Here is a 25,610-nt window from a genome sequence, read left to right as displayed (position 1 = left end):
TCTTGTGCATAGATATTATGGCTTAACCCTCTTGTATAGTGATGATACTTTTCTCAGATTTTCCCCAAAGTGCGATACCTCCGGTAAGCGTAGCTATCGCAAATTATCGCAGTTTTCACAATTCACCCCTTCTTTGGCTCCTGACAAAATTCTCCCTAAAGTGCGATCGCAAATTATCGCAATATCACCAATTTTCCCTTAAGAATTTTTCAAACTGGCCCCGGTATTTTCCCCAATTCCCTATTCCCTGTCCCATCAGTTGCAATAAGCTGATAAAATTCTCAATTATTTCTCACAACGGCTGAAACCTTTATATAGCAAGGCTTTAGATTACCCCACACCCTGTAGATTTCTCTATATAACACCCGTCCTATGGGGTATGGGGTATTTCTCACTGGCTACACCATATCTGCATATACTTATACTAACCCGCTAAATTCTCAATAGCTTCCTAAAATTCTCAATAATATTTCGCAACGCCTAAAACCTTTACACAGCAAGGTTTTAGAGTACCCCACACCCTGTAGATTTTTCTATATAATACCCAGCCTATGGGGTATGGGGTAATAGACATCTCACTCACTGGCTTCTCTTTCTTCCCTCTTGACTGTAAACCCTGCCAACTCCCTCTACAATCGCCTACACGCTGCTTAAGTTGCCTTTGCGGTAGATTAGTCATCTATTAAAAACTAAACCCCTTGGTAGGGGTGTGGTTGGGATTGGGGATTGGGTGCTGTGTGCGATCGCATATATTCGCGATATCGCTAATTCTCTAAATTTTCTGCCGCGTCTCTTCCCTGACAACTCACAAAACACAAAACAGTATCAAAAGTAGATCTATGGCAAGAGTATGGTAAAAGCATGGCTATGGTATAAACTAACAAAACCCAAGAACATACCAAAAGTATACCTACGGTCAAAACTGCAATTTAAGCGCGTCTCTTAGATTTTCCATTGCGGCAATATCGCTAATTCTCCCTAAAATAGAACTTTTTATCAAAATGGCTGTAATCCTCACACAGCAAAGATTTAAAGTACCCCACACCCTACAGATTTTTCTATCTAATACCCGTCCTATGGGGTATGGGTATTTTCCTCACTGGCTTTTTATACTTAGATAGTCCAACCGCCTCTAAAATCGCCTACAAGCTGCTTTACTATGCTGCACAATAAATCCCTTATTCAATGCAAAATATCCCCCATAGTGGGGGATAGCATCGGGCTTTGGGATTAGGAACAGATACTTTTTATTTCTTCAATTTCTCTCTACATATCACCAAATAATTCTCTTGTTTTTTGCCTAGCAGCTTCTTGAGCTTTATCAGCATTAATACACATAGCGACTGTAGCTACTGCACCCGTTATTGCGGCTAAGTCATCTGTAAATCCCACAACCGGAAGAAAATCAGGAACGGCATCTAATGGTAGTATTAAGTAAGCTAACGCCCCACCAATAAGCAATTTTTCTTTAGCTGGAACGTTGGGGTCTTGGGCAACATAGAAAAGAGTTAGCGCAGATTCAACTACTGTCTTTCCAGCGTGTAATCCAATACCTCCTAATTTTTCCCAAAAAACCTCATCAGAGTAGGTCATTGAAAGGTTATGTGAATCAAGTCCCTCTTCTGTTTGGGAAAACGATTCAACCGGAATACCTACTTTTTTTAGCCTTGCAGTTGCGTCCTTTATGGAGTTAATTGCATATTCGTCATTTAATCCGCGCTCACGAATTTCTCCCATTTTTTGCACAAATGAGTCTATCGTTTTAACTTGTTCCGTAGCAATTCTAAGCTCCTTTTGGGCTAATTCAATAGCCTTTTCTTCTCCTGCACTAAGAACTTTATCAACCCAAATAATGTTAAAAATATAGAACATTAAGCCAAATCGTAGCTTTTCATCGGCTGTAGCTAACTTTTTCAAACTCTCTTCCAGATCAGGTGGAGAAACTGCGTAATTTTTTATTTGTTGTTTAGCCGATTTAGACATTTTGCTTATGTCTGGGCTACTAAAAATAAGATTCAACTCTTCTGCATCAATAGAACCATCTGCGGCTGCAACAGCAAAAAGAACTCCGTAAAAAGCCAAAGAATCATTTTCCGAAAAACAAACCCAATTTTGTATAGTTTGATTAACAGCATTTCCCGCATTTATGACTGTTTGTGCTACGGCTTGACTTGCTTGTACTGTAGCATTCCCAACACTTCCACCTACACTAACTGCGGTGTCTTTTATAGCTTGGGTAGCTTGTGTTGCTGAATCGGCTATGGTTGTTCCTAAATCTGATGCTGACTTAGTAAATGATTCCCAAAAGTTCTGTTGACTCATGACTTAATAAATGTTGAACCTAGTAAAGGTCTTACCATAATCACAATTGCTGCACTTGTAATATCTTCAGCAACCGCTTACTTAAAGTAGCTTATTGCCACATTTCAACATAGCATCAAGTCAGTTAGTGATATTACGTAAATTTTTGTAACTGTATCAGCTTTTAATTTCTTGTTTATACTTGCTTTGACCACTTCGGGTAAAGATCGGTGAAACAAGTAGTCACTTTTAATTTTTCTACCATAGTTGCAGTTGTACCCCACTCCTGTCTTTTTAGCAATTTTCGCTCTAATTTGACACTATTTAGACACATACTGCTTTTAATTTCATACTTCTATCAATTCCTTAGCTACTTTTGCCGTTTGCCTTACCCTGGCTTGTTCATCCTCAGATAGTTGATTGAAGATTAATTTTTTAACCAGCTTTGGCTTTCCTTCACCCATCTCTGTGATTAGCTCGTACTCATCAATCGGATTGTCTGCAATTTCAAAAGCCAACCTGATCACACCGGCGCACTCGGCAACCATAGTTTGATCAATTTTGCTGTTAACCAATTTGTCCATAGTCAATGTCCTTTCCTGCTTATTAATATGCTGTACAGCATTATTCAATAAATCGTAGTGCTGCATATTAATTTTATAAATCCGTGCCTTGTTTTTACCCTTCTCTGGCTTCTGTCGAAGGATGCAAAGCTTATCTAGTAGGTGTCCAACAATAGCGCAGTCTGATTTTTTATTGCTGATGTCGATGCCAATGACCCGTTTAAATTTAGCGGCTGATTCTCTGGCTTTATCAGCAATTTGTATTACTAATTCTGAATCTTTGGAGTAGCTAAAATCTTCTTTAATTTCTGCCAAGAATTTATCAAATCCTAAATCATGGAAGTATTGCCAACTAAGGGCATGGTATTTTCTGTCAAAAGGATCAGGATTTGATTCTAAATCCTTCAAGTCATAAGCCAGGGCTGTATCTTTGTCACCTAGTACAATCTTCAATGCCTTAGCACCGCTAACAACTCCTTTGGTGCGTTCGAGTGCTACTAGTGGTGTAGTTACTTCTGTTTCATGGATGCCAAGTTCATTAATCAATCTAGTCTTTTTGAATTGGGCTTGCTCCTCCTTATTTAAACCTCCGGGGTTCAATCTGGCATTTTTAAATTGTTCATCATTCATCGTTTTTGACTTGGCTATAGTCTCATCACCTATTGTTTTAATTTCTTCTTTGTTAGCTAAATGAACTGCGTCTAGGTAGTTATTTTCGCATTCTGAATCATCCAAAATAACCGTGTAACCGTCTTTGACTAACTCATCGTGCAAAGACTTACTAGGATTAGCGCGGCTTGCGTTTAGCCTAGCCAAGATAGATAATTTATGATTAATCCAAGGTATATCTTCTTTGGGAATTTCACCTAACGGATTAATAAAAATGCCCTCTTCAATAAAATAATTAAATTTGTCAATATTGTTAATTAAATCCTTCGTTTCTTTTAAATTGTCTTGAATATCTTTTAGTAAATTATCTGGGTTTATTTCCATCTGTCTGGTGATGGAGTTACACCAAATTGTAGTGTTTACGTCGGGTCTATATCTGCTCATTAATTGAATGATTTCGCTGGCTTCTAGCACGTCACCACTAACAAAATAGTAGGCTTTATCAAAGTGAGTTTTTTCTAGAGAGATACCAGTTCCTAGCGTAGACGTATAACCGAAAATGCGATAATTAAAATACTCGTTGTCAATATTTTCGATAAGGTCTTTTATCTTTTTCTCGTTTGAATTTTCACCATGAATTGTTAATAGCTCCTTATCAGTAATTCCCTGTTTTTGAAGTTCTAATTCAATTGCCGTTAAATCACCTCTGTTCTCACAGGCAACTAATACTTTTAACCCTTTCTTGATATCAGCATAGAGTGATTGTAGAACCTTCGACTTATCTTTGTTTACCACCATTTTTATGGGCATTTTAGAAGCTCCTTTTTTACCTGTATGTCGGATAAGGTAAAATTTTTCGCCTCTTACTTGTTCAATATATTCTATTGTCTCATCACATAAATCTCTATCACTACAAATTATATAAGTAGCATTTTTAATCATCCATTCCAACTTGAATCTGGCTTTAAATCGTAGTGAGTTTCCGCGTAGGTTTTTGTTAAGTTGAATTGATTTTAGTACCTGTTCAACTTCATCTAATACCAAAATAAATCTATTATTCCCTAGCCATGCTGATATATCTAATTTTGCAGCCATAGAAATATCGGTAATAGATAATCTCTCATAAGCTCCAATTCCTATTCCTAGCTCTTTTAGTTCAGAATGGTGCATCAAATCATATTTAGGTGCTGTATTTTTTCCTAAGTTATTGAGATGGGTGATCTGAATTACGTTTTCATTCCATTCTTTCAAAAGGATAGAGTTGAAAAAGGTTTTACCCGCGCCGCAATTACCGCTAACCCCTAACAATGGTGAGGGAATATCAGATAATTTTAATGATGGAAGATAGCCAGATTCAACGGTTAAATCTGCTTTTCTGGTTAAGTTGTGTGTAGCGGTTTTAGCGCGTAACTGTTCCCATTCTTGTGTTATGCTTTTTTGCTTTTTGGTTGCTTTTTTGGGTTCTGTTTTAGGTGTTTGAATTATTATCTTACATTGACTTAAATTCACCAATTTAGTATTAGGTGTTTTAATCAATTTTTTAAATTGTTTTAAGCAAATAAAATTGATGTTATCAAGATTATCCAATTCATCAACATCATTACAATCTTTGGTTATCTGTTCCCACCATGCAAATTTGACCTCAAAACCTTGAGATTCAAAAAACTTATATTCTTCTATCCAATCACGATGTAATTGTTTGTTTAGAACGTCGCCAGCGTCAAGAGATAAAATGATTTTGCTACCATAAACCTCTTTGATTCTGGTTAAATATTTCGCTGCATGATTAGGTGATTTATACCATTGTCTAGCACCGCCTAATACAGTTTTATCAAACTTTTGATTAACAATTACTGGTTTAATTTCATTGCCTTCTGTTACCCATACTTCACCTGTATTACCCGGTAATACTGCTAAAGGTTGTTCACCATACAGATGATATGATGTAAACTTTTGACTGCTTAAAGAAGTATATCTATGTCCAGATTCATTAGCATCATTATCGTCTAAGCGTATTTTAAAACCTGCAATTTTACCGTTTTGCCAGATTGGGCATAAAATACCACCGTATTTATTTGTTAGAGATTTTCTTGACGGGTTGTAACCGGGTAAATTCTCTGGAAAATCGCCTTTTAGCCTTTGAAACGGTTTGATACTGCGATAGCCGAAAGCTTCTATAACATGATCGGGTAAACCTCTATCATTCAAATTCGTCCAGTGGACTTCATTTAGAGACAACTGACTCTGAATAGCCAAATGATCTTCATGGCGTTCTGATAGGGGTAATTCTGCCTTGATAGCCTCTTCTTTAGCTATTCTTGCCAGTTCATTTTTTTCTTCTAATTCTGCTTTGGTTAATTTTCTTCCCTGTTCACTGACAGGGTTTAAAATCATCCATTCTTGGCTGATAGCATTAGCGCGGTAGCCATTGACGGTATCGCCAATCTTGATGTTCAGCCCGTCATAGCCAACACACCATGAACTGCCATTATCGCCAGTTTTGCAATAATCAGTTCTTCCGCACATTTGGCAGGGCTTCTCTTTGGAGACAGGAGTGATTTTAATCATTTCCCACACCCCGCTGGCATTGGCTCCGAAGTCAGGAATGTTTGCAGCCTGGGAGCATCAGCCGCGATCGCAAGAAAAATCGCTGTTAAATCGCCTCCAAGCCCTTGCTGCTCCAAAAGTTCAACAGCGTCAGTTAGCTGTATATTTTGGACATAGCCAATTAGTTTAGTAAAGTTGTCGTTTTTGGCTGGAAAAGCTTGCTTTTTGGGAATATTTGCGCTAGAATTGGCACATATCGAAACTTTTTTCTTGTGAACCCTGCGCTCTGTGACCTGCGTGGGGTTTATTGCTTTGGGCGGGTTCATAATGGGTTTCCTGTAGTTGTGGAAACCCTCTAGCGATAAATGTCAACCATTGCTATCGTTAAGTTAATAAAAATAATTTTTTGTGCTGTGGCTTGACCTGCTGGTGAACATCGTCAAATGTTCGTTGATGCTAGAGGGAAAGGCTCGCAGCCTTTTTTTTGCTTGCTACTTATATCAAATCACAAGAGAAATAATTAGTGGGAAAGTTCAGACCACGTAAAGTTTTGTTAAGAGAAAAACACTAATAGTTGATAATAAAAACTATATTTGTTTTGTCGTTTTTAATCTTTTATAAACGTTACCAACCCACCAGCGATCGCAGTTTGAGTAATTGCTGTTAAAACTGTTCCGTCCTCGGCATTGCATGGATAAGCTTCCAGTCCCCCGGCGATCGCAGTTTGAGTAGGTGCTGTTAATGCACTTCTTTCTAGGGGTACTTCAGCTAATGGTACAGGCTTGCAGGTATCAGAAAATACTGGATGCCCTTGATTCCATTTAGTCATAAAAAGCCTTGTGTCATATTCTGAGTAAAAGCGTTTATCGCGTATAGATTTTACGAGAGATTTATATGTTCTTAGAAATTTATTCCAAGCCTGATAAATATCGAAATTGTTTTTTGTATCGTGCCTGTAATTCCAGATTGCGTAAATAATAAATCTATCCCACTCTTTGGAGTTTTTGTGGTTGTTTAGCATCTCAGTAAAACTAACTTTGTTGTTATTTTTCTTTTTATCTTCACCTTCTTTTGGGTCTTCCAATCTATCTCTATAAAACTCATTGTGAACTTTAAACCAATCTCGAAAATCCCCTAAACTCTCCCCCTGATTTATCTCCTCAGTGAGAAAATATTCAGCTACACATTGCGAATTTTGTTTACAAAATTCAATAAATAGTTCTCTGGAATTTTCAAAATTAAACTCCCTATTGTTTTCGCGTGCGGCGTTTACAATAGGTTCCCATCCAGCAGCCATCAATTTAAATATTGCGAATAACCAATCAGCCTCTATTTTTAAAGCAACCTGTAAAGCTGGATGTATTCGGCAGTTATCCAGTGGAGATTTAATAACTAAAGTGTTAATTAATCCACAGTCTATTGCCTGAATGTAGTCAAGCTGTCTACCTAAAATATGCCATCTGTTTTTCAAGCTCTCCCATTCCTGTTTTTGGTGAGCAGTAAGCCTGTTTAATCTATCCGCTATCAGCTTTTCTTCTGGCAGCATTTCAATTAAATTAATTGTTTTATCGTCTAAAAGTTTTTTCATAGTTTTTGTTGATATTTGATCGCTTGATCCCCTGGTGGCTATATATAACTATCAAGGATCAATACTCGATCCTTGATACCTAAAGTTTAGACTGTACCTAGCAGTTTCACTCCCTTTTACCTTGTTTTTTTGGTTCATGTTGGGGGGTAAAGTGCGATCGCACCAACCGCACTATTTATTCATCAGTCTTATTAAAATCGCCTCCAATCTTTCTAAAGCAGCATTAGTTGAGCGTTGGTTTTCCTCAAATTTTCGATTACTCTCTTCGTTATTGCGGTCTAATCTCACAACGATATTTTCTAAAATTGAAGCTCTAGCATCGTTACTTAGTATTATTTCATCCAACATCGTGCTACGACCTAAGACTGTGTTAGCAGTACCTGTAAAGTCATTAACTTGATTTGATAGGTCATTCAGGCTATTTGATAAATTGCCAATTGTTTGTGTATTAATGGCTTGCTGTTCTGCTACTCGGTCAAGCCGTTGAGCAGTCTGTTCTAATATGGCTTCAATCCGGTCTAGTCTGTCTACTGGTGGTGTGGTCATGATTTGGTTAGTGTGCGATAGAGTACGCTAGATTTTTCCTGCTTTTTTTAATTGTTCTTCTACTAATTCAGTAATTCGTTTACTCATATCTGTTCCTTGTTCAGTACAGAATGCTTTGAACAACCGTCGATAATCTTCTGGCAAGCTAACCCGTATCTGAACCATATTTTCTTTATCTTTCTCCATAAGATTACCTCTATAGCCACTATAGCCAATATTTGTATTAATAGTCATCACTGGCTATATAGCATTTTATTACCATTTAGCCAATAATGTATAAGAATTGTCTATCTATCCACTGTAGACTATATTAGCTATAGTGGCTATATTGGTTATAAAGCCAATCAATCACAAATAACTCGCTGATTCCCGACTGATTCAATCATAAATTACCCTATAAGCCTTGTATAGCAAGGGATTGGAAGATTCAATCAGCCAGAGTGAGTAATAAACCGATTGATTCCCGCTTGTTTCCCGCTTGTTTCCCGACTAATTACCGTCTAATTCAATTCTGATTACCGTCTGATTGACTCTGTAACCCTTATGCGTCAACGCTCACAGTCTAACGGAACACAACATGATTTATTTCTTGATTTTCCCAGTAGTAAAACCCACTTAGCTCAATTATTGGGTGTTTCACGTAGCACTGTATACCTATGGGAAAATTTAGCATTTTGGAGAATTACTAGTTTTAGGGACGCATACCCTAAACAAGAGGATGGAAGTTTTGACCGTCAAGCACCCCTAAGCCCTTACCAATGTTGGGTTTTATGTAGAGTTGGCAGACTTATGAGCCAAGTAGTTACAGCCGCACGGGTAAAGCAGGGAATAGCTAAGAATCAGAACTATTGCTCACTCTATACGTATCGTACAGCACTTAAAAACCTTAACAAAATATCCGCGTAAGTCTTATGGCAACCACAACCAGAACAACCAGAACCCGCAAGAAAACCCCACCAGCACCAGTTGAACCCATGCCAGCAACACACACAGAAGTATCAATATCTGAAGTCTGCAAGGCTGAAAACGTTACAGAACAAGCATTCAGACTGGCTTTGATGGATATTAGAGCCGATGACTTTGACACTATCAAGAGCATCCCCACAACCCAGTCAGAACAGGTGTTAGCAACTTTAGCTAGTGCTGTAAAGGAGCTACCGTCACAAGCTACCACACCCCAAATAGCTAAAACCTCTACCCCACAAGAGTTACAACCAGCCCCGGAAACAGCCCCAAAAACTGAGGATCAGCACCAAAATTCCGACATAGTGGCATCTAGCCAAAATTCCCAAATTAAACAAGCCTCAAAACCTGCGAACGGGTTAAACATTCCATCAGCACTTGATGAATTAATCGCCGCTGCTGAGGAAGATATCAACTTGGCTGACTTGGTTCTTATCTACCGTAATCAGCAAATCAGCCAAAACAAAGAGGCCAGAGACGGCGAACTAGTCGCAAGTCTTAGACAACAAAGAACCGATAACCGCGATAAAACCTTTGATGCCCTGCGAGAACTTAACTCTAGACAACCCATAGCACCGGACTTGGAAGAGTTACCAGCTTCTCTCTCTGATGAAATAAAAGCACTATCTGATGAACTGGGAAAGCAACTAAACCGCGTCGCCTAAGAATCAACCCTCTAGCCTTATTCGATGCCCTAAACGCCACGTTAGAAAGCATTGCCAGCCTATTTTTACCAGATGGAGACTACGACGATGATCAGGATTTTTGATTGCTTGAATAACCTACTCGCTCACAGCGTCAATATTTTGCTTCAAGGCAATTACGCCAATGTCTACTAAGAATCTTGTGATTATTGCGCTGATTATTTATTCATCTTTTCTAGTGCCGGCAAGTTCCTATAGACCCCTAACTAATATCCCATTACCTGCAAGGATGCCAAAACCATGACCACTGAACAAATCCAAGAATTAACCACAATCGAAACCGCGTTAAATAGTTTTCTGGCTACCCTACCAGCGAACGAGATTAAGCGCACCTTATCCAGTGCCAAAAAAAGTTTACACAGCGTCATTTGTACAGCCTTGTCTAATGACGTGGAAGCACCAGAACAAGCCAGAGGTAAATAATTGTGAAGTTATCCCAAGTTTATGATTCTACGCTCTTAACTAAAAAGTCTGTCTACCAAATTGACGGGACGTTTTATCGCTATCTGTATAAATCCGACTCAATCCATAGTCCCCAATTCTTTTTTAGACCATTGGCAGGTCAACGCAAAACAGCAGACTTGAAACTCAACCGTAATAAATTAATGAGTCGCTGCTATTTAGTAGAGGGCATGAGTGCCACTGCTGAGGTCGTAGGTAATCACTGCCAACTCTCACTGCTGTAAATAAAACTGCCTTGATTTGTTCAGAACCAAAGCAGCACTTTAACAATATTAAGCACCAGGATTATACATCATGGCTCTTTCAATCGCTCAAATCAGAGAAAACCTGTTTACTTGTTTGGAAAAACTACAAGTAATAGTCAAAGACCCAAACTATCAAGCTATGCAAAATTCTCCAGACTTCACCACTAATAATGACCTGGTTTTAGGTGATGGAGTATTAGCGATTAAGGAAGTATTGGAAGCCTTAGAAGATTTCGAGAACTGACTAAAAAAGGGAAGCCGCAACACTTCCCAACTACTTTCGTAAATTCCCAAATAGGAACAATTACTCCTTGATTATATGCCTAGAACGACCTCAAAATCAAAGCTAGAGACAGCACAAGAAAAGCTTAAAGATAGCGTCTCTAAGCCACAAGAAACCGTCAAACTTGACCCCACACCAGTAAACTCTAAAACCAGTCATACAGCGATAACATTTAATCCTTCTGATTACCTGGCTAGTAATTTATTTGCTGACACTTCCACACTGCCACGAACAACCAAAGTAGAAGCAGATACACAAATACAGAGTATTAGTGAAAAGCGGGAAACATTGCGGTTAGTTGGTGCTAATTTACAGTTAAATACCGATGTTTATAAAACTGGCTCTCTGAGTGAGAAGATGTCGCAAGCTTCTATAACTTGGAGTACCGACAGGATAGGAACTGATACTAAATTAGTTGGTTTAGAAACCGCCAAAGTTACTCACCAAATAGCCGAAGTTAAACTAGGACAGACACAAGAAAAGCTTACTCATGCTGGTATTGAATTAACAGGATTGCAAGGCGAAACGCCACTGCGTCAAGCATTTTGGGTTGCTAAATTAAGCTTGATTGAGTCAAGAATCGCACAAGTTGAGCTTGCTAAATTCCAACTAGATGCCAAGATTGGAGCAATTGAATCAGAGGCAGAAAGCATTAATTAATCAGTAATAGGGGTGTTAATTCACCCTTCTTTAATATGTACCAATATCAGCAGCATTACACATCACGTAACGACCATGAACCCGGATATATCTACTTGATGGAAGCGGTAGGGTATCACGGGTTTTTACCTGGATGCTTAACTAAACGATGCAAAATAGGGTTAAGCCGTAACCCACAGCTAAGATTGCAAAACTTTCATGATAATCAGCCACCTTGCGATATACAGATTATCAAAACTATCTATGTAGAAGACATGGCAGCAGTAGAAGCCAAACTACATAAACAGTTTAAGTATTGCAATGTGAAGTTAGCCAAGTCTAAGGAATGGTTTGACCTTAACCCAGTGGATTTAATGAGGGTCAATTTAGCATTTAGCAGATATTCATCCCACGTCATAGCAGATATATCACCAGTAAAAATAAGCTTTGGATTGTTGGGAATAGCAGTTTTAATAATGGCATTAATAGCAACACAAACCACACCAAAGCAGCAACAGTTAGAGATTAAACCAATAGTAGAAAGAGGTGTAAATTTATGAACTTTCAAACATTACGTAACGGTTTTGTAGTTGGTAGCTTGGGTGTTTCGTTTACTGGTTTTATCGCATTATTCAGCCCTTATCAGCAGTTCTCACAATTCTTTATAGCATCTGGTTTAGGTAGTTTGGGCGCATCTTCTTTAGCTATTCAGCAAAGCGAAAAAATCAATAAGCGCAAGTCTAAAAAGTTTCTGACTGAGATTGAAACTTTAAAAAACGACACTGAGCATTTTAGTAAATTACTACAAACTAAACATCAAGAATTAGTCAAGGTTACAGAAGAACGTGATAAATATTTAGAAACTGGTAATTCTATATTATTTTCTTTGGAAGATATGAAAGCAGAATTAGCATTAACTAAAGAAGCCCTGCAAGATACCAGAGATATAAACATTGATTCAGCCGTTACAACGTTAAGAGAATCGCTAGAAGAGGCAGTAAAACAGGTAAATGCTCTTATTCCCTTTCTAGTCAAAAAATACCCAGAATTAAAAACAGATTGGGAAAGCCTAACCAATCAGTTCAACATCGAAGCAAAACAACTATCAGCCCAAATTGGGGTAATTTCTGATAGCAAGAATTTAACCAATGAAGAATTAATAAGTATGTGCCTTGCATCTCAGCATGAGATTATTTTAAAAGGCAGTTCCATTAAAGCCAAGTTATACAAAGCAGCGTGTGACCACCTACAGAGGCAGTTTTATGGTGTAATTCCTGTGGCTGAACATGAGGAAAAATTAACGGCAATTAAAGACTACTACAGCCGCAATTTAAAAGCTATTCAGGAGGAATTTAGCCAAGTTGCTGATAGCTGTATTAATGCTTATAAATCAGACTTTCATGAAGTCGTTAATGATGGTTTAGCGCAAAGTCAAGATTTAGAGAAGTTACAGAATGAGATAGTTTCACTCAATGATAAGCTAAAAGACTTATCTAAACCATTGCAACTAGTAGGAACTTCAGAAGCTGCTAGGGTAGGTAATTCAATCATCAATTACTATCATTCAAAGTTAGGAATTACCCTTGATGGTTTGGACTTTAGCAGCACAGATGCGGGTTATAAATTACTGTTTCATTTGTCCAGAAACAACCGTTTTATTGACACTGCGACATTAAACGACGGCAACAACCCAGACAAGATTAAAGAATTATCAGGTAGCTTGAATAGTCCCAAGTTTAACCAGTCCGAACGGTCTAACTATGTGAGTTTAGACATTGAACTGCGTAAGGTGGAGAAGAAAACCGCAACGATAGAAGACATCCGACGATTAATTGAACCATCTACAAAGTTTGGTGATGTTGTACGTCGTTATCATGACTCAAAACCTACTCTCAGAGTTATGACCCGGACGGGAGGCGGTAAAGGTATCGCTGTTAAGAACCTGTTGCACCATTACGTCAATAATTTAGAAGGTTGGGAATTATGGCTAAGTGACCCTCAACACGGTAGTTCTGAGGATTATTGGAACTGTCCTAAAATCGCTAAATCTCCCACAGAAGCCAGTAATATTTTAGAACTGTTTATCAATGAGTTCACAGATCGCAAAAACAATCAATCATTTAACCCAGATATTTCAGTGATGGGTATTTTTGACGAATGTGATAAAACCTTTGATAGAAAAGAAAAAGCAGGTATAGCACAAGTCTGGACAGAGATTAGACACCGAAAAATGAAGCTTTGTCTGATTGGTCAATCTGGTGAAGTAGGTAAACAGGGTTGGACGTGGGATGAAATGAATAACTGTAGTTTAATGTTTATTGGTGACGCTATTGGAACAGCAATAAAACACGCTGAGGACATGGGATGGTCAAGCGATATGAAAGCTAAAATACCCAGTATTTATGCAAAAGTGAGTGAGTTTTTCAACTCAGTTAATGCTGATATTCCTGTAAAAAATCAATATCGTTTTGCACTTTTGATTGATGGTATGAGATACGATTTTGTGGAAATTCCCCCGGCTTTAGAGGGTGAACTAGAAAATAATAAATCTTGGCTTGTTTCTAGTCCTTGGCAATCAAAAGCATTAAGCCAAGGGGAAGATGTGGCTTGTGTCCATTGCGGTAGCTTGGAGGTTAAGAAGAACGGGAAACAAGGCGATAAGCAGCGTTATAAGTGTTCAGATTGTGGTAAGAGTTTTACAGTTTAGAAATTATCTATACATTTTTAAGAGGTGGCAATGTTTAATCTAACTGAACAATTTAAAGCAAAAATTAACGACTGGGGTTTAATGTTTTATGAAAGCCAAGAGGGATTTTATCTATATACAAATTTAGACAATGACAACCAAGCTTATAGATTTTTTCGTAGTGAATATGAGGCGGTTCAGTTCATGAAAGATGGGTTATTTTTTTATAGAGATGGACTATGGGATAAATACATAAATAAGCCAAAATCTTACTGCACTATCTGTTAATTAAAAAAACCTCCTAGTTTTGGAGGGATTATTGTTAGTACACCATTAATAAATTATTAATCATGAATTTTTCCTGGAAACGGATTTTAATTAAAACCTTTATAGGTTTGGTGACAGCAGGAATTGGGTTAACTGCTTATGCTTTCTGGTTAGGACGTGATGGTTTTTGTATAAAATATTACTCAGATGGTAGGCAAGAAACATTGTATGGTGCTGAATGCGAAAAGGGAGAGTGAAATATTTAATTTTTGATGAGTAGAGCGTATCCCCCCTAAAGGTAAGCTGTAAATCACAGGGGTCTACAGTGGTTTATGAAAATCAACAGGCACGGACGCGCCAAAGTGCTGACACAGCAAGAAATACAGTTAATTTTTAGTCAAGGTCTAGATAACGACCGCGATAGAATGCTGTTTGGTGTCTGCCTGTTTAGTGCCTGTAGAATCCGAGAATGTGTGACGCTGCAAACTCAAGACATCTACACCCCCAAAGGTGAAGTTAGATCGCAATTCATAATTAGAAAATCAAACACCAAAGGCAAACTGGCCACGCGAACCATCCCAGTGATTGAAGACTTACGGCGGTTATTGGCTGATTATTACAAACAAACTGGTGATGTTTACTTGTTTCCAGGACGCTCCAATGGTCACATCAGCCATGACTCAGCAGCAAGAATTTTAAGACAAGCTTGTGAGCTAGTAGGAATCACTGGAGTTAGTACCCACAGCTTCCGGCGTACAGCCTTAACCCAGATGAGTAACGCGGGTATCCCACTGAGGGTAATACAGGAATTATCAGGACACCGGAATTTAGAACAGTTGCAAAGGTATCTAGAAGTGAGTGATGAGCAGGTGTTAGGGGCTGTTTCTGCCTTATCAATGCTGTCACCTGTGGGTGATGTCGTCAAACCTTAATTTACCGACTTGAATACAACTGAATCAATACGGGTGGAAACTAAACGTGATTAGATATGATTAAGTATAATTGTGTGTTTTTTAGTATAGTTTTTGGATACGGTTTAAAAATGTTTAACGGCTGGTTAGCCATAAAGTTTTAATGAAGTTATGTCACAAAGTGTTTAAAAGGCTTTAGAATAAAGGGAAAATCCCTGTTAGATATTGAAACTAGGATAAAGCTTTAACTTTTAGCATAAATAAGGAGGATAAGACAATGACACAAACACTTACTATGTCTTCCCTCTATGATAAACTCTCCAAACTTGGTTTAAACCCAGACTATGTAAGAAACAACGGTTTACCGAGTTGGTGGAATGATGAACTCAACGATAAACCCATTGCTGTGTTAGAAGGGGCTGGTTATATCGCTGATAACCTTAACCTTGACGTAAAATCCTTGTTTGCAGAAGAAGAAATTAGATTTAATCCCCCTCCTCCTACCCAGTTTAAGCTGCATAACCGCAAAAGTGATAAAAACCCTACTGTTGCTCGGTCTTTAGTTAGTCGGGTAGCTGAATTAATTGCTTATGGTACAGAGGTTAATTTTACATCTTTATCTACTGATGTTAAGAAAATTAGAACAGAAATTTTATTAAATCATGCAACGGTTAATCTAAATTCCATACTTGAATATTGTTGGAATGAGGGAATAGCTGTTGGCTATTTTGATCATTTTCCTGAAAAAAACAGAAAGTTTGCAGGGTTAATTCAGTTAATAAAAAGTCAATTTACCCGTCCTGTAATTATTCTCAGTTCAAAGCATAAACACTCTGCTAGATTAGCTTTTGACTTGGCGCATGAATTAGGTCATTTAGCATTAGAACATTTAAAAGAAGGTATTTTAGTTGATGAAGAAATAGAGTTTGGTTGTAATGATAATGAAGAAAATGAAGCAAATGAATTTGCTACTCAGTTATTATTAGGTGATTGTGATAATTGTTTAGGAGATAAATCTTTTTATAATAATGAGCATTTAATTAAACACGCTAAAAAGAAAGCTGAAGAAAACCCTACAATTGAACCTGCTTCAATTGTACTTAATTATGGTTGGCATACAAAAAAAAACTGGGGTTTTGTTAATAAAGCGTTAGAGAAATTAGATCCCTTGGCTAATGGTCAACAGATTATTAATGAATATTTAGCTGAGAAATTAGACTGGGATAAGTTTAACGATGAAAGCTATGAGTATTTAGAGAAAGTCTTAGGAGTTTAATTTTGTCAGGGTCATTTTACTGTTTAGATAACGATATCATTCTTAAACTTGTTACTTTTAACTTATTTGGTGATACCCTGACAACCTTCAGTATTGATGCAAGTCAAGTAAAAATACTTGATACATTTCAATATAAAGTTGGTAATTCAATTAAGCGTAAAAGAGGTAATCAAATAAGTAATATTTCTCAAGAAAATAGAGAAGAAGCATTGCAACTTACTAAAAACTATGTAACCCTTTCTGAATCAAGTATTGATAAAATTGATATTAATATTTATACTAAACTGCTAAACTATAATGACCAAAATAATACTATTGATAAAGGAGAAGCTATTTTAATTAGTCATATTTGCTATCTTAATCAACAGAACGATATCAATTATTTATTAACAGGTGATAAACGCTGTTTAAGGGCTTTAACTAATTCTGGTTTTACTGATGTTATTGAACATCTTAATCGGAAAGTATGGTGTTTGGAACAGTTGATTTTAAAGGATATTGAAGAATTTGGTTTTGATGCAATTCAAGCTAAAATTTACCCTGTTCGATCTTGTGATAGTAACATAAAATTCATATTTGGTTTTTCTGAAAAAGCACCAGAAGACAGAGTTAAAGAAGATTTGAAAAGTGCAATTATAGTATTAAAACAAGAGACTGGTAACTTACTTTATCCTTATCCTAACTCTTAGTTACTAACCACCCTATCTGATTACCCAGCTTACCCGCTTTTGTGAAGGTGAAGCTACCCCATACAAAGGTCATTTCATCCTTACCTACCCTTGGGGTAACACCAATCAATTCTTTAACCTTAGCTGTACTCAGTATCCACTGATGAGTAACAGCTTTTTCTAGTTCCTCATATTCCACCAGGGACGATCGCTTATTGCCGATATACCCCATCATTTTCTCAACCAAACCAGCCATAACGGTAATAGCGGTAAGGTTTTCGCTGTTGTCTAGTTCGTTGTCCAGTATGTCTAGTGAGTTGTCCAGTTTTTCAAGTGCTGGTACTTCTACTTCAGGTTGGATGGGGAAATCTGCGATCGCTCCCCCGCCCCTAATATGTTTGTCTAGTTTGTCCAGTAGCTCTAACTGCTGTGGGGATATTTTACCCCGTGCTACTGGCTTTATGTCCAGTCCGTTGATTCTGTCATATACCGCTTGACGTGACTCTAAACCGTATCTTCCTTGTAGAGTAGCAATTTTAATTAGTTCCGTGTCTTGACTGTCCATTTGAGTTTGTCCAGTTTCATACTTGACAATTTTACTTTGTCCAGTGACTTGGTGGACAAGTGATTTTTGTTATCAGGTAATAGGGGCAAATAGTAGCTAATGTATTTATGAGTAATTACCTAATAAAATTTTGATACACTAAAATAGTGCTGTTAAAAATATTAATCAGTAAAAGAAGAAATGACTGAAGCAAAAGAAATTTGCACTGTGTATTTAGGCACATCTATGAAAGATGACGACTATACGCTCTATGAAGACGGAAGGGTAAAGCATTATTATGATGAAAATATGTGGAAGCATAGTCTAACCGAATGGCATGAAGCAAAAAGCTTAAGTAGTGATAAAAAAGAAGCTTTACTTAATAAATGTTCTGAAGACATGAAAGAAAAAGCTAAAAAATTGCTTTACCCATAATATTTCTATCAAAAAAATAGGTTTTCAGCACTTTATTAACGGTCTTGTCTATCTACATCAAGAGGTTTTGTAGATAGATAATAAAAGTAAATTGGCACTAAAAAGGGAGTGTTTAAACTCCCTTAAAGCGTTGTATTTACTGGTTTACAAGTCAATGCCATCAGGTACTAACTCAACCAAATTGATAACGTCTTCTATTTTGCTCTTGTCTGCTTTACGGTTATCGTATGGTGTTAAGTCGTGTTTACTGTTGTGATCATCAAGCCGTGTTTTATAATTCTCCAGAATCGCCTTGACGGTGGCAGGTTTAGAGCCAATGAGGGATTGTATAGCCGTCTGAGTAATCATCCATTTTTGGCTTTTCTCAGTGCAATTATTGTTATGGTTTTCTAGTGCCACAATCGCACGTTTTGCTAATTCCTCAGCCCGGACAGGGTGTGTTTTATATTTGGCACTCGTTAATAATTCTTGTGTAGGAACTGCTGATAAATCAGAATCAAATTGTTTAGCTTTACCCGTTAAAGTAGTTGCATAAATGGTACAAGCTTTTTGGATAAATTCAGCCAGAGATAAGCCAGAATGAGTTAAAGCATCTTGTACTTTTTGTTGTGTATCAGTATCTAATGCCAAAGCTTCAATATTCATAGATTCTAAAGTTAATTCTGGCTTGACTTCTTCTGCTACTACCGGGGTGGTAACTTCTACTTTGGTTTCTACTGCGGTATTGGTCGTTTCTGGTTCTATTTCTGTGACTTCAGATTTAGGTAACTCTGGTAAACCGCCAAAATACTGCTTTCTAGCATCTTCACCAGTGACATTCCATCTTTCTTCACTAGCGGTCGCATACCATAAAGCCAGATGTTCAAAGCGTTCTATTCTACCCTTACCAGAATTAGTAAAATAGTATCCTAGTGTAGCTGTTTCCTTATCAGGGAAAGCCGATTGTATAGCCTTTCTAAAAGCAGTTCTACACCTGCCAAAATTACCATCTGAGACAGCCTTTTTCATCTCATGCCAGTATTTAAGAGTAACTGTCTTGATGGTTAATTCATCAGTTACGTTGTGAAGTTCAGCAATTAATTTTGAGGCAATTTGCAAAGTCTTATTAGTGTCACTCATAATAAAGTCAGTAGATTTATTTAACTATCCCTATACTAACTCTCTTATTCATCACTGTCAAGAGGTTTTGTATAGGGATTTATTTAGATTTTGGTAACACTTCCAGACTTTATCCCATAACGTTTGTAGGCGTTTATCGTGGCTTCGTCATCATCCCCCAACACTTCCTTAGCAAAGTCTGTGAAGTCGTAGGGGTCAACATTGCCGTCATTAATAATCGCTGCTCTCAGATATGCGGCTCTAAACTTGTGGTAGGTTCTATCCTCAACAGGGAAGATATCCCAGTCCTTACAAGCTTGGTTTAAAGTTTTGGAAAACCGTCTATTTACCCGTTCCGGGTCTTCATCCCTACTAAACCGTTTACCCTTACTGTTAAGCCAATTAAGCCCAAAACAGACTAAATCAGCAGGTAGTAGAGTAGGAATGGTAAAAGGTACATCAATTAACTTAATTGCCCTGTCCTGGACTCTAACCTTGCGGTCTTTACCCTTAAGCTGTCCAGTAAAGATAATTTTATAACCGTCGATTTGTTCAAAACTGGCTGACAGGTGGACTTCAGCCATACGTCTACCAGTAGAGAGAGCGATCGCGCAAGATACGTCAAGCCAGTTAGTATCATCCTTGCCATTTTTGATGTCAGTCAGGATGTTGTAGGCATATTTGAGAGAGTTAGTTAAATCAATCTCAATTCTGTTTTCTACCTTGCGGCGTTCTTTGACAGTTTCCCGATAGCGGGTATTCTGGTTTTCCTTGTAGATAGCGAACTGGTTAGATAACTCATTGCCGAAGTGAGTAATGATGGTATTGACGGGGTTAAACAGTGCAGCGTCCTTTAGTTCTGTTTTAGCAGCAAGTTTTAAATATTTTTTGATAGCGGTAATCTGTCGTAAAACCGTGCCATATTCCTTTTCATCCTCTGGCTTCTCATCTGGGTAGGTGAGCTTCAGTAACCTTGCCTCTTGAATAGCTAACTTATGCCAGCCCGTTAAATCACCAACTCCTTTTTTACGTTGGGTAAGTTTGTATGGTGCGATCGCTTCAAACTGAGGCAGTAAAATTTTCACCCTGTCATCAACAAAAGTATTTTCTAAATCTTGTTCTGTTTTAAGCTGTTGACTCATATCCTTACTATCTTTAAATAATTACTTTCATAATTAGATAGTAACCAAGGATATAAAATATGTCAAGAGGGTTTGAATAGGGATGCAATAAATTAGTCCGATCTTTTGAGAAGACAATTTTAATTTTGGCATATATAAAGTCTAGAGTTCATGAGAAGTAAGAATTGTAAGTTTTTGGGATTTTGACTTTGAAGCCAAAATTATATCTTTTTGTAGTATTGTATTACAATTTGAAAAGAAATGTTTTGTTTGATTTTTCTGCGATCGCTTAATTTTGGTTTTTAGGTTAGAAAAAAGAAAAGTAGATATAGATTAAGTTGGAAGCGTGTAATACAAGTGCAGTGTAGTATCTTCTTAAAAGAGTTGTACCTAAATTAAATGTTTCTTATATAAATATTGAAAAAAGATAAAATCCTTGGTTATCTATATACAAGATGTTTTGAATCTAGATAATGCGTCTACATCAACAATTCTTAGTTAAACCGCTTATCAAAAAAAACTAACTTTTTGAAAAAATTATGACTGTAACAGTTTATATTTGGTATCCAGCACTGAAAAAAAGTAGTATTTTAAGTGCTATTGCTTTTCAAAATGTAGGTCATGTTTCTATACAGGTTAAAAACGTGTATATTAGTCATCGACCTGCTTTAGAAAACAATAATGACCGTATTTATTTTTCTGAATATATTGTTCAATTTTTTTCGAGAGTATTGTCATTATATGATATTGATACTGATACAAAACAATCATCTAAAAAAGTTAGTAACAATAAAGATCACACAAAAAAATTTATAAATTTTGAACCTGTTGAATGTGCTGATTCAAAGAATTATTCTTACGAAGAAGAATGTCAGAACAAAGAACGTAATGCTGATAACATAATTTCGGTAGATGGTCTTAATGAAGAGAAAATGTTAAAGTACTATCTGACAATAAAAGAATCAAAATATCATCCATTTAAAATGAATTGTTCTACCTTTATTGCAGATATTATTAGAAGTTCTTTGGATTGTTCTTCTAAATTGTGTTCTTTTTGTTTATTAAGAGATGGTTCATTGTATATTTTAAAGGTACAGAAAATGTTTTCAATATTGATTTTTCTTTTACCATTAATTTCTTTATTATACCCTACCTATTCTGAAAACCAGAGATTTTATTATAGAAAGAACTATAGATTTCAGTTTATGTCGTGTTTATTACTTGTAACACCACTTCCTATATTTCTTTTACAAAAAATAGCTTATCGTTTAAGTGTGGGTGGTATTCATTTAATAAACTTTCCAGTTTGGACACCTACCTTAATAGAATATTTTCTACAAGAAATTAATAACAACAATAATAAAATAAAGGTATGCCTTAATAAATTATAATCTATCTAAGTTGAACTTTAAGTTAAATATTAATAAGGTAAATCAATGCAAACAAGTGATTTCATTGCTCTTTTAGCTCTAGTTGTTTCATTTATCAGTATTTGGATACAAAACAAAGGTGTTCATAAGCAATTACTAGTATCAAATATTAGCGAATATACGAAACGGTATCAAGAAATTTTTGAGAAGTTACCTAAAATTGTACTTGATGAGAATTTTAATCTTAATTCTCTTTCAGATGATGATAAAGAAAAACTATTGCGTTCTATGTGGCTTTACTTTGATTTATGTTATGAGGAATATACTTTATATCATGAATTGAATCTCATTGATAAAAAGTTATGGAAAATTTGGCAAGCTGCTATGAAATCAGCTTTTAGTAGACCTGCTTTTTATCAATGTTGGAATTTTGTTTTTGATAAGTCCTTTTATCCAAAGCCTTTTTCTAAATTCGTTAATGATGAAATGATAGAGTTACACAATCCTGGGAGAAGAATCTAATTTATTGATATTACTAGAACAAGGAGTGGTTAATGGGAATCGTATAAGTTCAGTGTAAGTAAGTCGGCACGATAAAACCGATGTATAGGGAAGAAAGGATAAGCCAGTGAGTGATATGTCTTATTACCCCATACCCCATAGGACGGGTATTATATAGAAAAATCTACGGGGTGTGGGGTACTCTAAAGCCTTGCTGTGCAAAGATTTCAGCCATTACGAAATATTATTGAGAATTGTGGGGAGTTATTGAAAATTAGCAGGTTTACACAGGTATATGCAGATATGGTATAGCCAGTGAGAAATACCCCATACCCCATAGGACGGGTATTATATAGAAAAATCTACAGGGTGTGGGGTACTCTAAAGCCTTGCTGTATAAAGGTTTCAGCTATTGCAAAATATTGTTGCATTTATTCGATTTAGCTGTACAACAGCTTATCTTGTCTCTACCCCTATCTCAAAATCAGCGAATGTACAGTAATTAGTCAATCTTAAAAGTAAATAAAAAGTATTTAGCTCCCATTAAAAATTAACAGGAGCATTTTTGTTCTTAGATAAAAAAGACTAATTTTATCTAAGCTGTTTTAACTTTTTGCTTGTTTTTAGATTTTTGTAAAAGCATCCCTAAACCAAAAGTTATACTTATACCAAGCATATTCATTGGTTCAGGAGTAGATATTGTTTTGATAGTTCCGCTATATTGCCATGCAGAGTTTGGTGGAAGTGGCTTCAAATACAAGTGTGCTTTTAAATAACCTGGCGGTACTCCAAGACCAAAAATAAGCTCTTTACTCGGATCAGGCTTTGTGTATTTACCAGTAGAAGTAGAATAGTCTAAACCTGTATTTGTGGCGTAGCTAATCACTGTATCTGTTGTACGATCATATTCTTTCGGCAGCCCTCCATTAAAATTAACTTCTCCAAAGCCATTACCATTTGACGGTTGTGGCTCTGGTAGTGTTACTTCACCCCCGACCTCTTGATTATGTTCATTCGTGTAACAAAAGGTAAAGGTAGCAGCTAAAGTTTTTTCCGGAGAAAAAAGCAAAACGCACACAGCAATTCCAGATACTACATTTCCAGAAAATTTTCTTAACATCATTCTTAAAATTAATGATTTTAGATGAGTTAACAGTACCAAAAATTAATTAACCATTATACTCTTTTTAAAATTAGTACATACCCCACACCCTAAGTGGTGTAAAAGTAGCGAGCCTGTCATGAACCGTCACGCAACGCTTGAAAACCTTGTTACGCAAAAGTTACAGAAATAAAATAGCTCTTTCACCCGAAATTTTTAGAAGAAGCTTGTTTTTGCGGGTTTTTGCACCTTTTCTCTGTCTACTGCCCCAATATTGCCACAGTACTGCCTTGATTGCCACGCCCACAAACTTGACCTAGACTACGTTTCAAGTGTCTTAGTTTTGCCTTTCCCCTGCGATCACACCCCATGAGTAAGTACAGAATATGGTAGTCAGTGTGAAGCAATACAAATAACTTACGCAGAAAAACTACATTTATAGTATTTGTAGCGGTAGCCATGCGTTAAACGCACCTTAAAGAGGCGATAGAGTTTAAACGAGTTATTTCTAGCTGAGGTGAATTAGAGACAGCGTGTAGGCGACAGCAGCAGCCGTTTTTGGTAGTCATTCCCAGAGATGGAAATTAACGGTAGTTATTCCGGGTTTAGTAGTTTGGTAGTCATGATAATTGTTATCTATATACTATTAAGGAGCATGACTACCGTATCATAATTTGATACAATTTAATGTTTTGTACTAGTTCAATTAGTACGCGGTGGTTTGGGGAGTTATGCCGGGTCAAGTTTGGAAAATTCTTGAGGGAAAATTTAATAAAAAGTGAAAGTTGCGATAATTTGCGATAGCGAAGCGCTCCGTAGAAATCGCACTTTACTGTATCATAGACTACTATTTTTTAGCGTTCGCTTTGATCTAAACTGAGAGAACCAGATCCATAAGTAAGGACTAGGAGCAGTCCACCGATAATCGACAAGTTTTTGAAAAAATTATTGAATTGACTAGGATCAGCAAAAGGATTATGAAAAACAATGGTAGCGGGAATCAGAAAAATGATGAGTAGAATCGCGCCAATTTCCGCTTTGTAGCCGAGAATAATGGACAATCCACCTAAAATCTGAAATGCAATTGTAAAAACTAGTAGCACTCCTACTATTGGTAGTCCAGCTTTAGCCATAGACTCACTTGTCTGAGAGAAATTAAACACTTTGTTCAAGCCAGTGTAAATAAAAATCACGGCTAAAAATGAACGAGCAACCAAAGGAATGTATTTTTTTAACATGATAGATATTTTCAGATTCAGTTAGTGAGATGGGGTTACGGGTGCAAAATGCCAAGATATTTAAAAGTACTCAGACTATTTTGGAGTGCAGCGCTCACTGCTGAAATGGAGTATCGCATAAATTTCTGAGTTGCTACACTCAGTAGTTTAGGTAATTTAGCTGGCAGCTTATTTGGGGTAAAGACAAGGTACGCGGGAATAGGGGTTTAGGCGAGTTGGCTTAAACTACCCAGAGAAAATATAAATTAATTTTTTGAAAGTTGCGTAATATATCTGTAGTTCTAAAACTTACAAGTTCTCAATAGTCGGTACAGAATATGGTAGTCAGTGTGAAGCAATACAAATAACTTACACAGAAAAGGACTACATTTGTAGTATTTGTAGCAGTAGTCATGCGTTAAACGCACTTTAAAGACGCGATAGGGTTTAAACGAGTTATTTCTAGCTGAGGTGAATTATAGACGGCGTGTAGGCGACAGCAGCAGCCGTTTTTGGTAGTCGTTCCCAGAGATGGAAATTAACGGGTAGTTATTCCTGGTTTAGTAGTTTGGTAGTCATGATAATTGTTATCTATATACTATTAAGGAGCATGACTACCGTATCATAACTTGATACAATTTAATGTTTTGTACTAGTTAAGATAGTACTTTATGATGTGGGGATGTTGGGGAAGATTGAAGATGGGTTAAACCTGGTAGTTAGGAAATAAACTTGCGAATATTGCGATAGCGAAGCGCTCCGTAGGAATCGCACTTTTGGGAAAAATTTTGTCAGGAGCCAAAGAAGAGGGAATAGGGAATTGGGAAAAATACCGGGGCCAGTTTAAGAAATTCTTGGGGGAAAATTAGCGATATTGCGAAAAGAGCGATCGCACTTTGGGGAAAATCCGAGAAAAGTATCATCACTATACAAGAGGGTTAAGCCATAATATCTATGCACAAGA

26 protein-coding genes and 2 pseudogenes are annotated in these 25,610 nt (G+C 36.9%); 18 read left to right on the top strand and 10 right to left on the bottom strand.

What is annotated here, in order from left to right; all coding sequences use genetic code 11:
- On the top strand, positions 1-202 hold a 202-nt coding region (locus VB713_RS11840), incomplete at its 5' end, for a hypothetical protein (RefSeq protein WP_323311749.1).
- 1,064 nt (positions 203-1,266) lie between these two features.
- Here VB713_RS11840 and VB713_RS11835 read toward each other — a convergent pair.
- On the bottom strand, positions 1,267-2,322 hold the full coding sequence (locus tag VB713_RS11835; RefSeq protein WP_323311748.1) for a DUF1232 domain-containing protein: 1,056 nt from the start codon (positions 2,320-2,322) through the stop codon (positions 1,267-1,269).
- 326 nt (positions 2,323-2,648) lie between these two features.
- Complete coding sequence (locus VB713_RS11830) at positions 2,649-6,041, bottom strand: plasmid replication protein, CyRepA1 family (protein WP_323311747.1); 3,393 nt, start codon at positions 6,039-6,041, stop codon at positions 2,649-2,651.
- A gap of 37 nt (positions 6,042-6,078) precedes the next feature.
- On the opposite strand from VB713_RS11830, the gene VB713_RS11825 reads away from it, so the two are divergent.
- Positions 6,079-6,210, top strand: a complete 132-nt coding sequence (locus tag VB713_RS11825) for a hypothetical protein (protein ID WP_323311746.1) — start codon at positions 6,079-6,081, stop codon at positions 6,208-6,210.
- 417 nt (positions 6,211-6,627) lie between these two features.
- Here VB713_RS11825 and VB713_RS11820 read toward each other — a convergent pair whose 3' ends face one another.
- The 3 genes from VB713_RS11820 to VB713_RS11810 all read right to left on the bottom strand — a co-directional run bounded on the left by VB713_RS11820 (position 6,628) and on the right by VB713_RS11810 (position 8,319).
- The gene (locus tag VB713_RS11820) at positions 6,628-7,608 is read right to left on the bottom strand and encodes a hypothetical protein (protein ID WP_323311745.1); all 981 of its coding nucleotides are present in this window, start codon (positions 7,606-7,608) and stop codon (positions 6,628-6,630) included.
- A gap of 171 nt (positions 7,609-7,779) precedes the next feature.
- Complete coding sequence (locus VB713_RS11815; RefSeq protein WP_323311744.1) at positions 7,780-8,154, bottom strand: hypothetical protein; 375 nt, start codon at positions 8,152-8,154, stop codon at positions 7,780-7,782.
- Positions 8,155-8,181: 27 nt separating this feature from the next.
- Complete coding sequence (locus VB713_RS11810; protein ID WP_323311743.1) at positions 8,182-8,319, bottom strand: copy number control protein; 138 nt, start codon at positions 8,317-8,319, stop codon at positions 8,182-8,184.
- Between the two features lie 746 nt (positions 8,320-9,065).
- Here VB713_RS11810 and VB713_RS11805 point away from each other — a divergent pair.
- From VB713_RS11805 to VB713_RS11750, 12 genes and pseudogenes are all read left to right on the top strand, one after another.
- Positions 9,066-9,782, top strand: a complete 717-nt coding sequence (locus tag VB713_RS11805; protein WP_323311742.1) for a hypothetical protein — start codon at positions 9,066-9,068, stop codon at positions 9,780-9,782.
- A 279-nt stretch (positions 9,783-10,061) separates the two neighbouring features.
- On the top strand, positions 10,062-10,244 hold the full coding sequence (locus VB713_RS11800) for a hypothetical protein (protein ID WP_323311741.1): 183 nt from the start codon (positions 10,062-10,064) through the stop codon (positions 10,242-10,244).
- 2 nt (positions 10,245-10,246) lie between these two features.
- Entirely contained in the window at positions 10,247-10,507 is a 261-nt protein-coding gene (locus VB713_RS11795; RefSeq protein WP_323311740.1) for a hypothetical protein, read from the top strand.
- 70 nt (positions 10,508-10,577) lie between these two features.
- Complete coding sequence (locus VB713_RS11790) at positions 10,578-10,772, top strand: hypothetical protein (protein WP_323311739.1); 195 nt, start codon at positions 10,578-10,580, stop codon at positions 10,770-10,772.
- Positions 10,773-10,847: 75 nt separating this feature from the next.
- Positions 10,848-11,471 (top strand): hypothetical protein, encoded by a 624-nt coding sequence (locus VB713_RS11785; protein ID WP_323311738.1) that lies wholly within the window; start codon positions 10,848-10,850, stop codon positions 11,469-11,471.
- A gap of 35 nt (positions 11,472-11,506) precedes the next feature.
- Positions 11,507-12,010 (top strand): GIY-YIG nuclease family protein, encoded by a 504-nt coding sequence (locus tag VB713_RS11780; protein WP_015217878.1) that lies wholly within the window; start codon positions 11,507-11,509, stop codon positions 12,008-12,010.
- A 2,036-nt stretch (positions 12,011-14,046) separates the two neighbouring features.
- Positions 14,047-14,148 (top strand): annotated as a pseudogene (locus tag VB713_RS11775) (transposase); the annotation flags it as partial.
- A gap of 39 nt (positions 14,149-14,187) precedes the next feature.
- Complete coding sequence (locus tag VB713_RS11770; protein WP_323311737.1) at positions 14,188-14,424, top strand: hypothetical protein; 237 nt, start codon at positions 14,188-14,190, stop codon at positions 14,422-14,424.
- A gap of 62 nt (positions 14,425-14,486) precedes the next feature.
- Entirely contained in the window at positions 14,487-14,660 is a 174-nt protein-coding gene (locus VB713_RS11765) for a hypothetical protein (protein WP_323311736.1), read from the top strand.
- 75 nt (positions 14,661-14,735) lie between these two features.
- Positions 14,736-15,335, top strand: coding sequence for a site-specific integrase (locus VB713_RS11760; protein ID WP_323311735.1), 600 nt, complete (start codon positions 14,736-14,738; stop codon positions 15,333-15,335).
- 256 nt (positions 15,336-15,591) lie between these two features.
- A complete protein-coding gene (locus VB713_RS11755; protein WP_323311734.1) occupies positions 15,592-16,590 on the top strand; it encodes an ImmA/IrrE family metallo-endopeptidase in 999 nt (332 codons plus the stop codon).
- A 2-nt stretch (positions 16,591-16,592) separates the two neighbouring features.
- Positions 16,593-17,279, top strand: coding sequence for a hypothetical protein (locus VB713_RS11750; RefSeq protein ID WP_323311733.1), 687 nt, complete (start codon positions 16,593-16,595; stop codon positions 17,277-17,279).
- Here VB713_RS11750 and VB713_RS11745 read toward each other — a convergent pair.
- On the bottom strand, positions 17,269-17,823 hold the full coding sequence (locus tag VB713_RS11745; protein WP_323311732.1) for a hypothetical protein: 555 nt from the start codon (positions 17,821-17,823) through the stop codon (positions 17,269-17,271). The genes VB713_RS11750 and VB713_RS11745 overlap by 11 nt on opposite strands.
- Positions 17,824-18,003: 180 nt before the next feature.
- Between VB713_RS11745 and VB713_RS11740 the strand changes: the two genes are divergently transcribed.
- A complete protein-coding gene (locus tag VB713_RS11740) occupies positions 18,004-18,237 on the top strand; it encodes a hypothetical protein (RefSeq protein ID WP_323311731.1) in 234 nt (77 codons plus the stop codon).
- A 144-nt stretch (positions 18,238-18,381) separates the two neighbouring features.
- Here VB713_RS11740 and VB713_RS11735 read toward each other — a convergent pair whose 3' ends face one another.
- Together VB713_RS11735 and VB713_RS11730 are read right to left on the bottom strand one after the other, a co-directional pair.
- The gene (locus tag VB713_RS11735) at positions 18,382-19,356 is read right to left on the bottom strand and encodes a hypothetical protein (protein ID WP_323311730.1); all 975 of its coding nucleotides are present in this window, start codon (positions 19,354-19,356) and stop codon (positions 18,382-18,384) included.
- Between the two features lie 83 nt (positions 19,357-19,439).
- Positions 19,440-20,477, bottom strand: coding sequence for a protelomerase family protein (locus VB713_RS11730; RefSeq protein WP_323311729.1), 1,038 nt, complete (start codon positions 20,475-20,477; stop codon positions 19,440-19,442).
- A gap of 518 nt (positions 20,478-20,995) precedes the next feature.
- Here VB713_RS11730 and VB713_RS11725 point away from each other — a divergent pair.
- Together VB713_RS11725 and VB713_RS11720 are read left to right on the top strand one after the other, a co-directional pair.
- Positions 20,996-21,847 (top strand): hypothetical protein, encoded by an 852-nt coding sequence (locus VB713_RS11725; RefSeq protein ID WP_323311728.1) that lies wholly within the window; start codon positions 20,996-20,998, stop codon positions 21,845-21,847.
- Between the two features lie 45 nt (positions 21,848-21,892).
- A complete protein-coding gene (locus tag VB713_RS11720; RefSeq protein WP_323311727.1) occupies positions 21,893-22,348 on the top strand; it encodes a hypothetical protein in 456 nt (151 codons plus the stop codon).
- Positions 22,349-22,922: 574 nt separating this feature from the next.
- Here VB713_RS11720 and VB713_RS11715 read toward each other — a convergent pair.
- Together VB713_RS11715 and VB713_RS11710 are read right to left on the bottom strand one after the other, a co-directional pair.
- Positions 22,923-23,450 (bottom strand): PEP-CTERM sorting domain-containing protein, encoded by a 528-nt coding sequence (locus tag VB713_RS11715; RefSeq protein ID WP_323311726.1) that lies wholly within the window; start codon positions 23,448-23,450, stop codon positions 22,923-22,925.
- Between the two features lie 833 nt (positions 23,451-24,283).
- Positions 24,284-24,667, bottom strand: a complete 384-nt coding sequence (locus VB713_RS11710) for a DoxX family protein (protein ID WP_015217702.1) — start codon at positions 24,665-24,667, stop codon at positions 24,284-24,286.
- A gap of 48 nt (positions 24,668-24,715) precedes the next feature.
- On the opposite strand from VB713_RS11710, the pseudogene VB713_RS11705 reads away from it, so the two are divergent.
- Positions 24,716-24,793, top strand: a pseudogene (locus tag VB713_RS11705) (ABC transporter permease); the annotation flags it as partial.
- Positions 24,794-25,610 lie beyond the last annotated feature (817 nt).

The organism is Anabaena cylindrica UHCC 0172 (assembly GCF_034931625.1).
Taxonomy (GTDB): Bacteria; Cyanobacteriota; Cyanobacteriia; order Cyanobacteriales; family Nostocaceae; genus Anabaena; species Anabaena cylindrica_A.
Note: the sequence above shows the minus strand (reverse complement) of the source record. Positions and strands in the feature narration are given on the sequence as shown.

What these genes read in the sequence shown, in the direction of transcription:
- VB713_RS11835 (WP_323311748.1), bottom strand. Translation starts at nt 2,322, where the DNA reads ATGAGTCAACAGAACTTTTGGGAATCATTTACTAAGTCAGCATCAGAT.
- VB713_RS11830 (WP_323311747.1), bottom strand. Translation starts at nt 6,041, where the DNA reads ATGATTAAAATCACTCCTGTCTCCAAAGAGAAGCCCTGCCAAATGTGC.
- VB713_RS11825 (WP_323311746.1), top strand. Translation starts at nt 6,079, where the DNA reads ATGTTTGCAGCCTGGGAGCATCAGCCGCGATCGCAAGAAAAATCGCTG.
- VB713_RS11820 (WP_323311745.1), bottom strand. Translation starts at nt 7,608, where the DNA reads ATGAAAAAACTTTTAGACGATAAAACAATTAATTTAATTGAAATGCTG.
- VB713_RS11815 (WP_323311744.1), bottom strand. Translation starts at nt 8,154, where the DNA reads ATGACCACACCACCAGTAGACAGACTAGACCGGATTGAAGCCATATTA.
- VB713_RS11810 (WP_323311743.1), bottom strand. Translation starts at nt 8,319, where the DNA reads ATGGTTCAGATACGGGTTAGCTTGCCAGAAGATTATCGACGGTTGTTC.
- VB713_RS11805 (WP_323311742.1), top strand. Translation starts at nt 9,066, where the DNA reads ATGGCAACCACAACCAGAACAACCAGAACCCGCAAGAAAACCCCACCA.
- VB713_RS11800 (WP_323311741.1), top strand. Translation starts at nt 10,062, where the DNA reads ATGACCACTGAACAAATCCAAGAATTAACCACAATCGAAACCGCGTTA.
- VB713_RS11790 (WP_323311739.1), top strand. Translation starts at nt 10,578, where the DNA reads ATGGCTCTTTCAATCGCTCAAATCAGAGAAAACCTGTTTACTTGTTTG.
- VB713_RS11785 (WP_323311738.1), top strand. Translation starts at nt 10,848, where the DNA reads ATGCCTAGAACGACCTCAAAATCAAAGCTAGAGACAGCACAAGAAAAG.
- VB713_RS11780 (WP_015217878.1), top strand. Translation starts at nt 11,507, where the DNA reads ATGTACCAATATCAGCAGCATTACACATCACGTAACGACCATGAACCC.
- VB713_RS11770 (WP_323311737.1), top strand. Translation starts at nt 14,188, where the DNA reads ATGTTTAATCTAACTGAACAATTTAAAGCAAAAATTAACGACTGGGGT.
- VB713_RS11765 (WP_323311736.1), top strand. Translation starts at nt 14,487, where the DNA reads ATGAATTTTTCCTGGAAACGGATTTTAATTAAAACCTTTATAGGTTTG.
- VB713_RS11760 (WP_323311735.1), top strand. Translation starts at nt 14,736, where the DNA reads ATGAAAATCAACAGGCACGGACGCGCCAAAGTGCTGACACAGCAAGAA.
- VB713_RS11755 (WP_323311734.1), top strand. Translation starts at nt 15,592, where the DNA reads ATGACACAAACACTTACTATGTCTTCCCTCTATGATAAACTCTCCAAA.
- VB713_RS11745 (WP_323311732.1), bottom strand. Translation starts at nt 17,823, where the DNA reads ATGGACAGTCAAGACACGGAACTAATTAAAATTGCTACTCTACAAGGA.
- VB713_RS11740 (WP_323311731.1), top strand. Translation starts at nt 18,004, where the DNA reads ATGACTGAAGCAAAAGAAATTTGCACTGTGTATTTAGGCACATCTATG.
- VB713_RS11735 (WP_323311730.1), bottom strand. Translation starts at nt 19,356, where the DNA reads ATGAGTGACACTAATAAGACTTTGCAAATTGCCTCAAAATTAATTGCT.
- VB713_RS11730 (WP_323311729.1), bottom strand. Translation starts at nt 20,477, where the DNA reads ATGAGTCAACAGCTTAAAACAGAACAAGATTTAGAAAATACTTTTGTT.
- VB713_RS11725 (WP_323311728.1), top strand. Translation starts at nt 20,996, where the DNA reads ATGACTGTAACAGTTTATATTTGGTATCCAGCACTGAAAAAAAGTAGT.
- VB713_RS11720 (WP_323311727.1), top strand. Translation starts at nt 21,893, where the DNA reads ATGCAAACAAGTGATTTCATTGCTCTTTTAGCTCTAGTTGTTTCATTT.
- VB713_RS11715 (WP_323311726.1), bottom strand. Translation starts at nt 23,450, where the DNA reads ATGATGTTAAGAAAATTTTCTGGAAATGTAGTATCTGGAATTGCTGTG.
- VB713_RS11710 (WP_015217702.1), bottom strand. Translation starts at nt 24,667, where the DNA reads ATGTTAAAAAAATACATTCCTTTGGTTGCTCGTTCATTTTTAGCCGTG.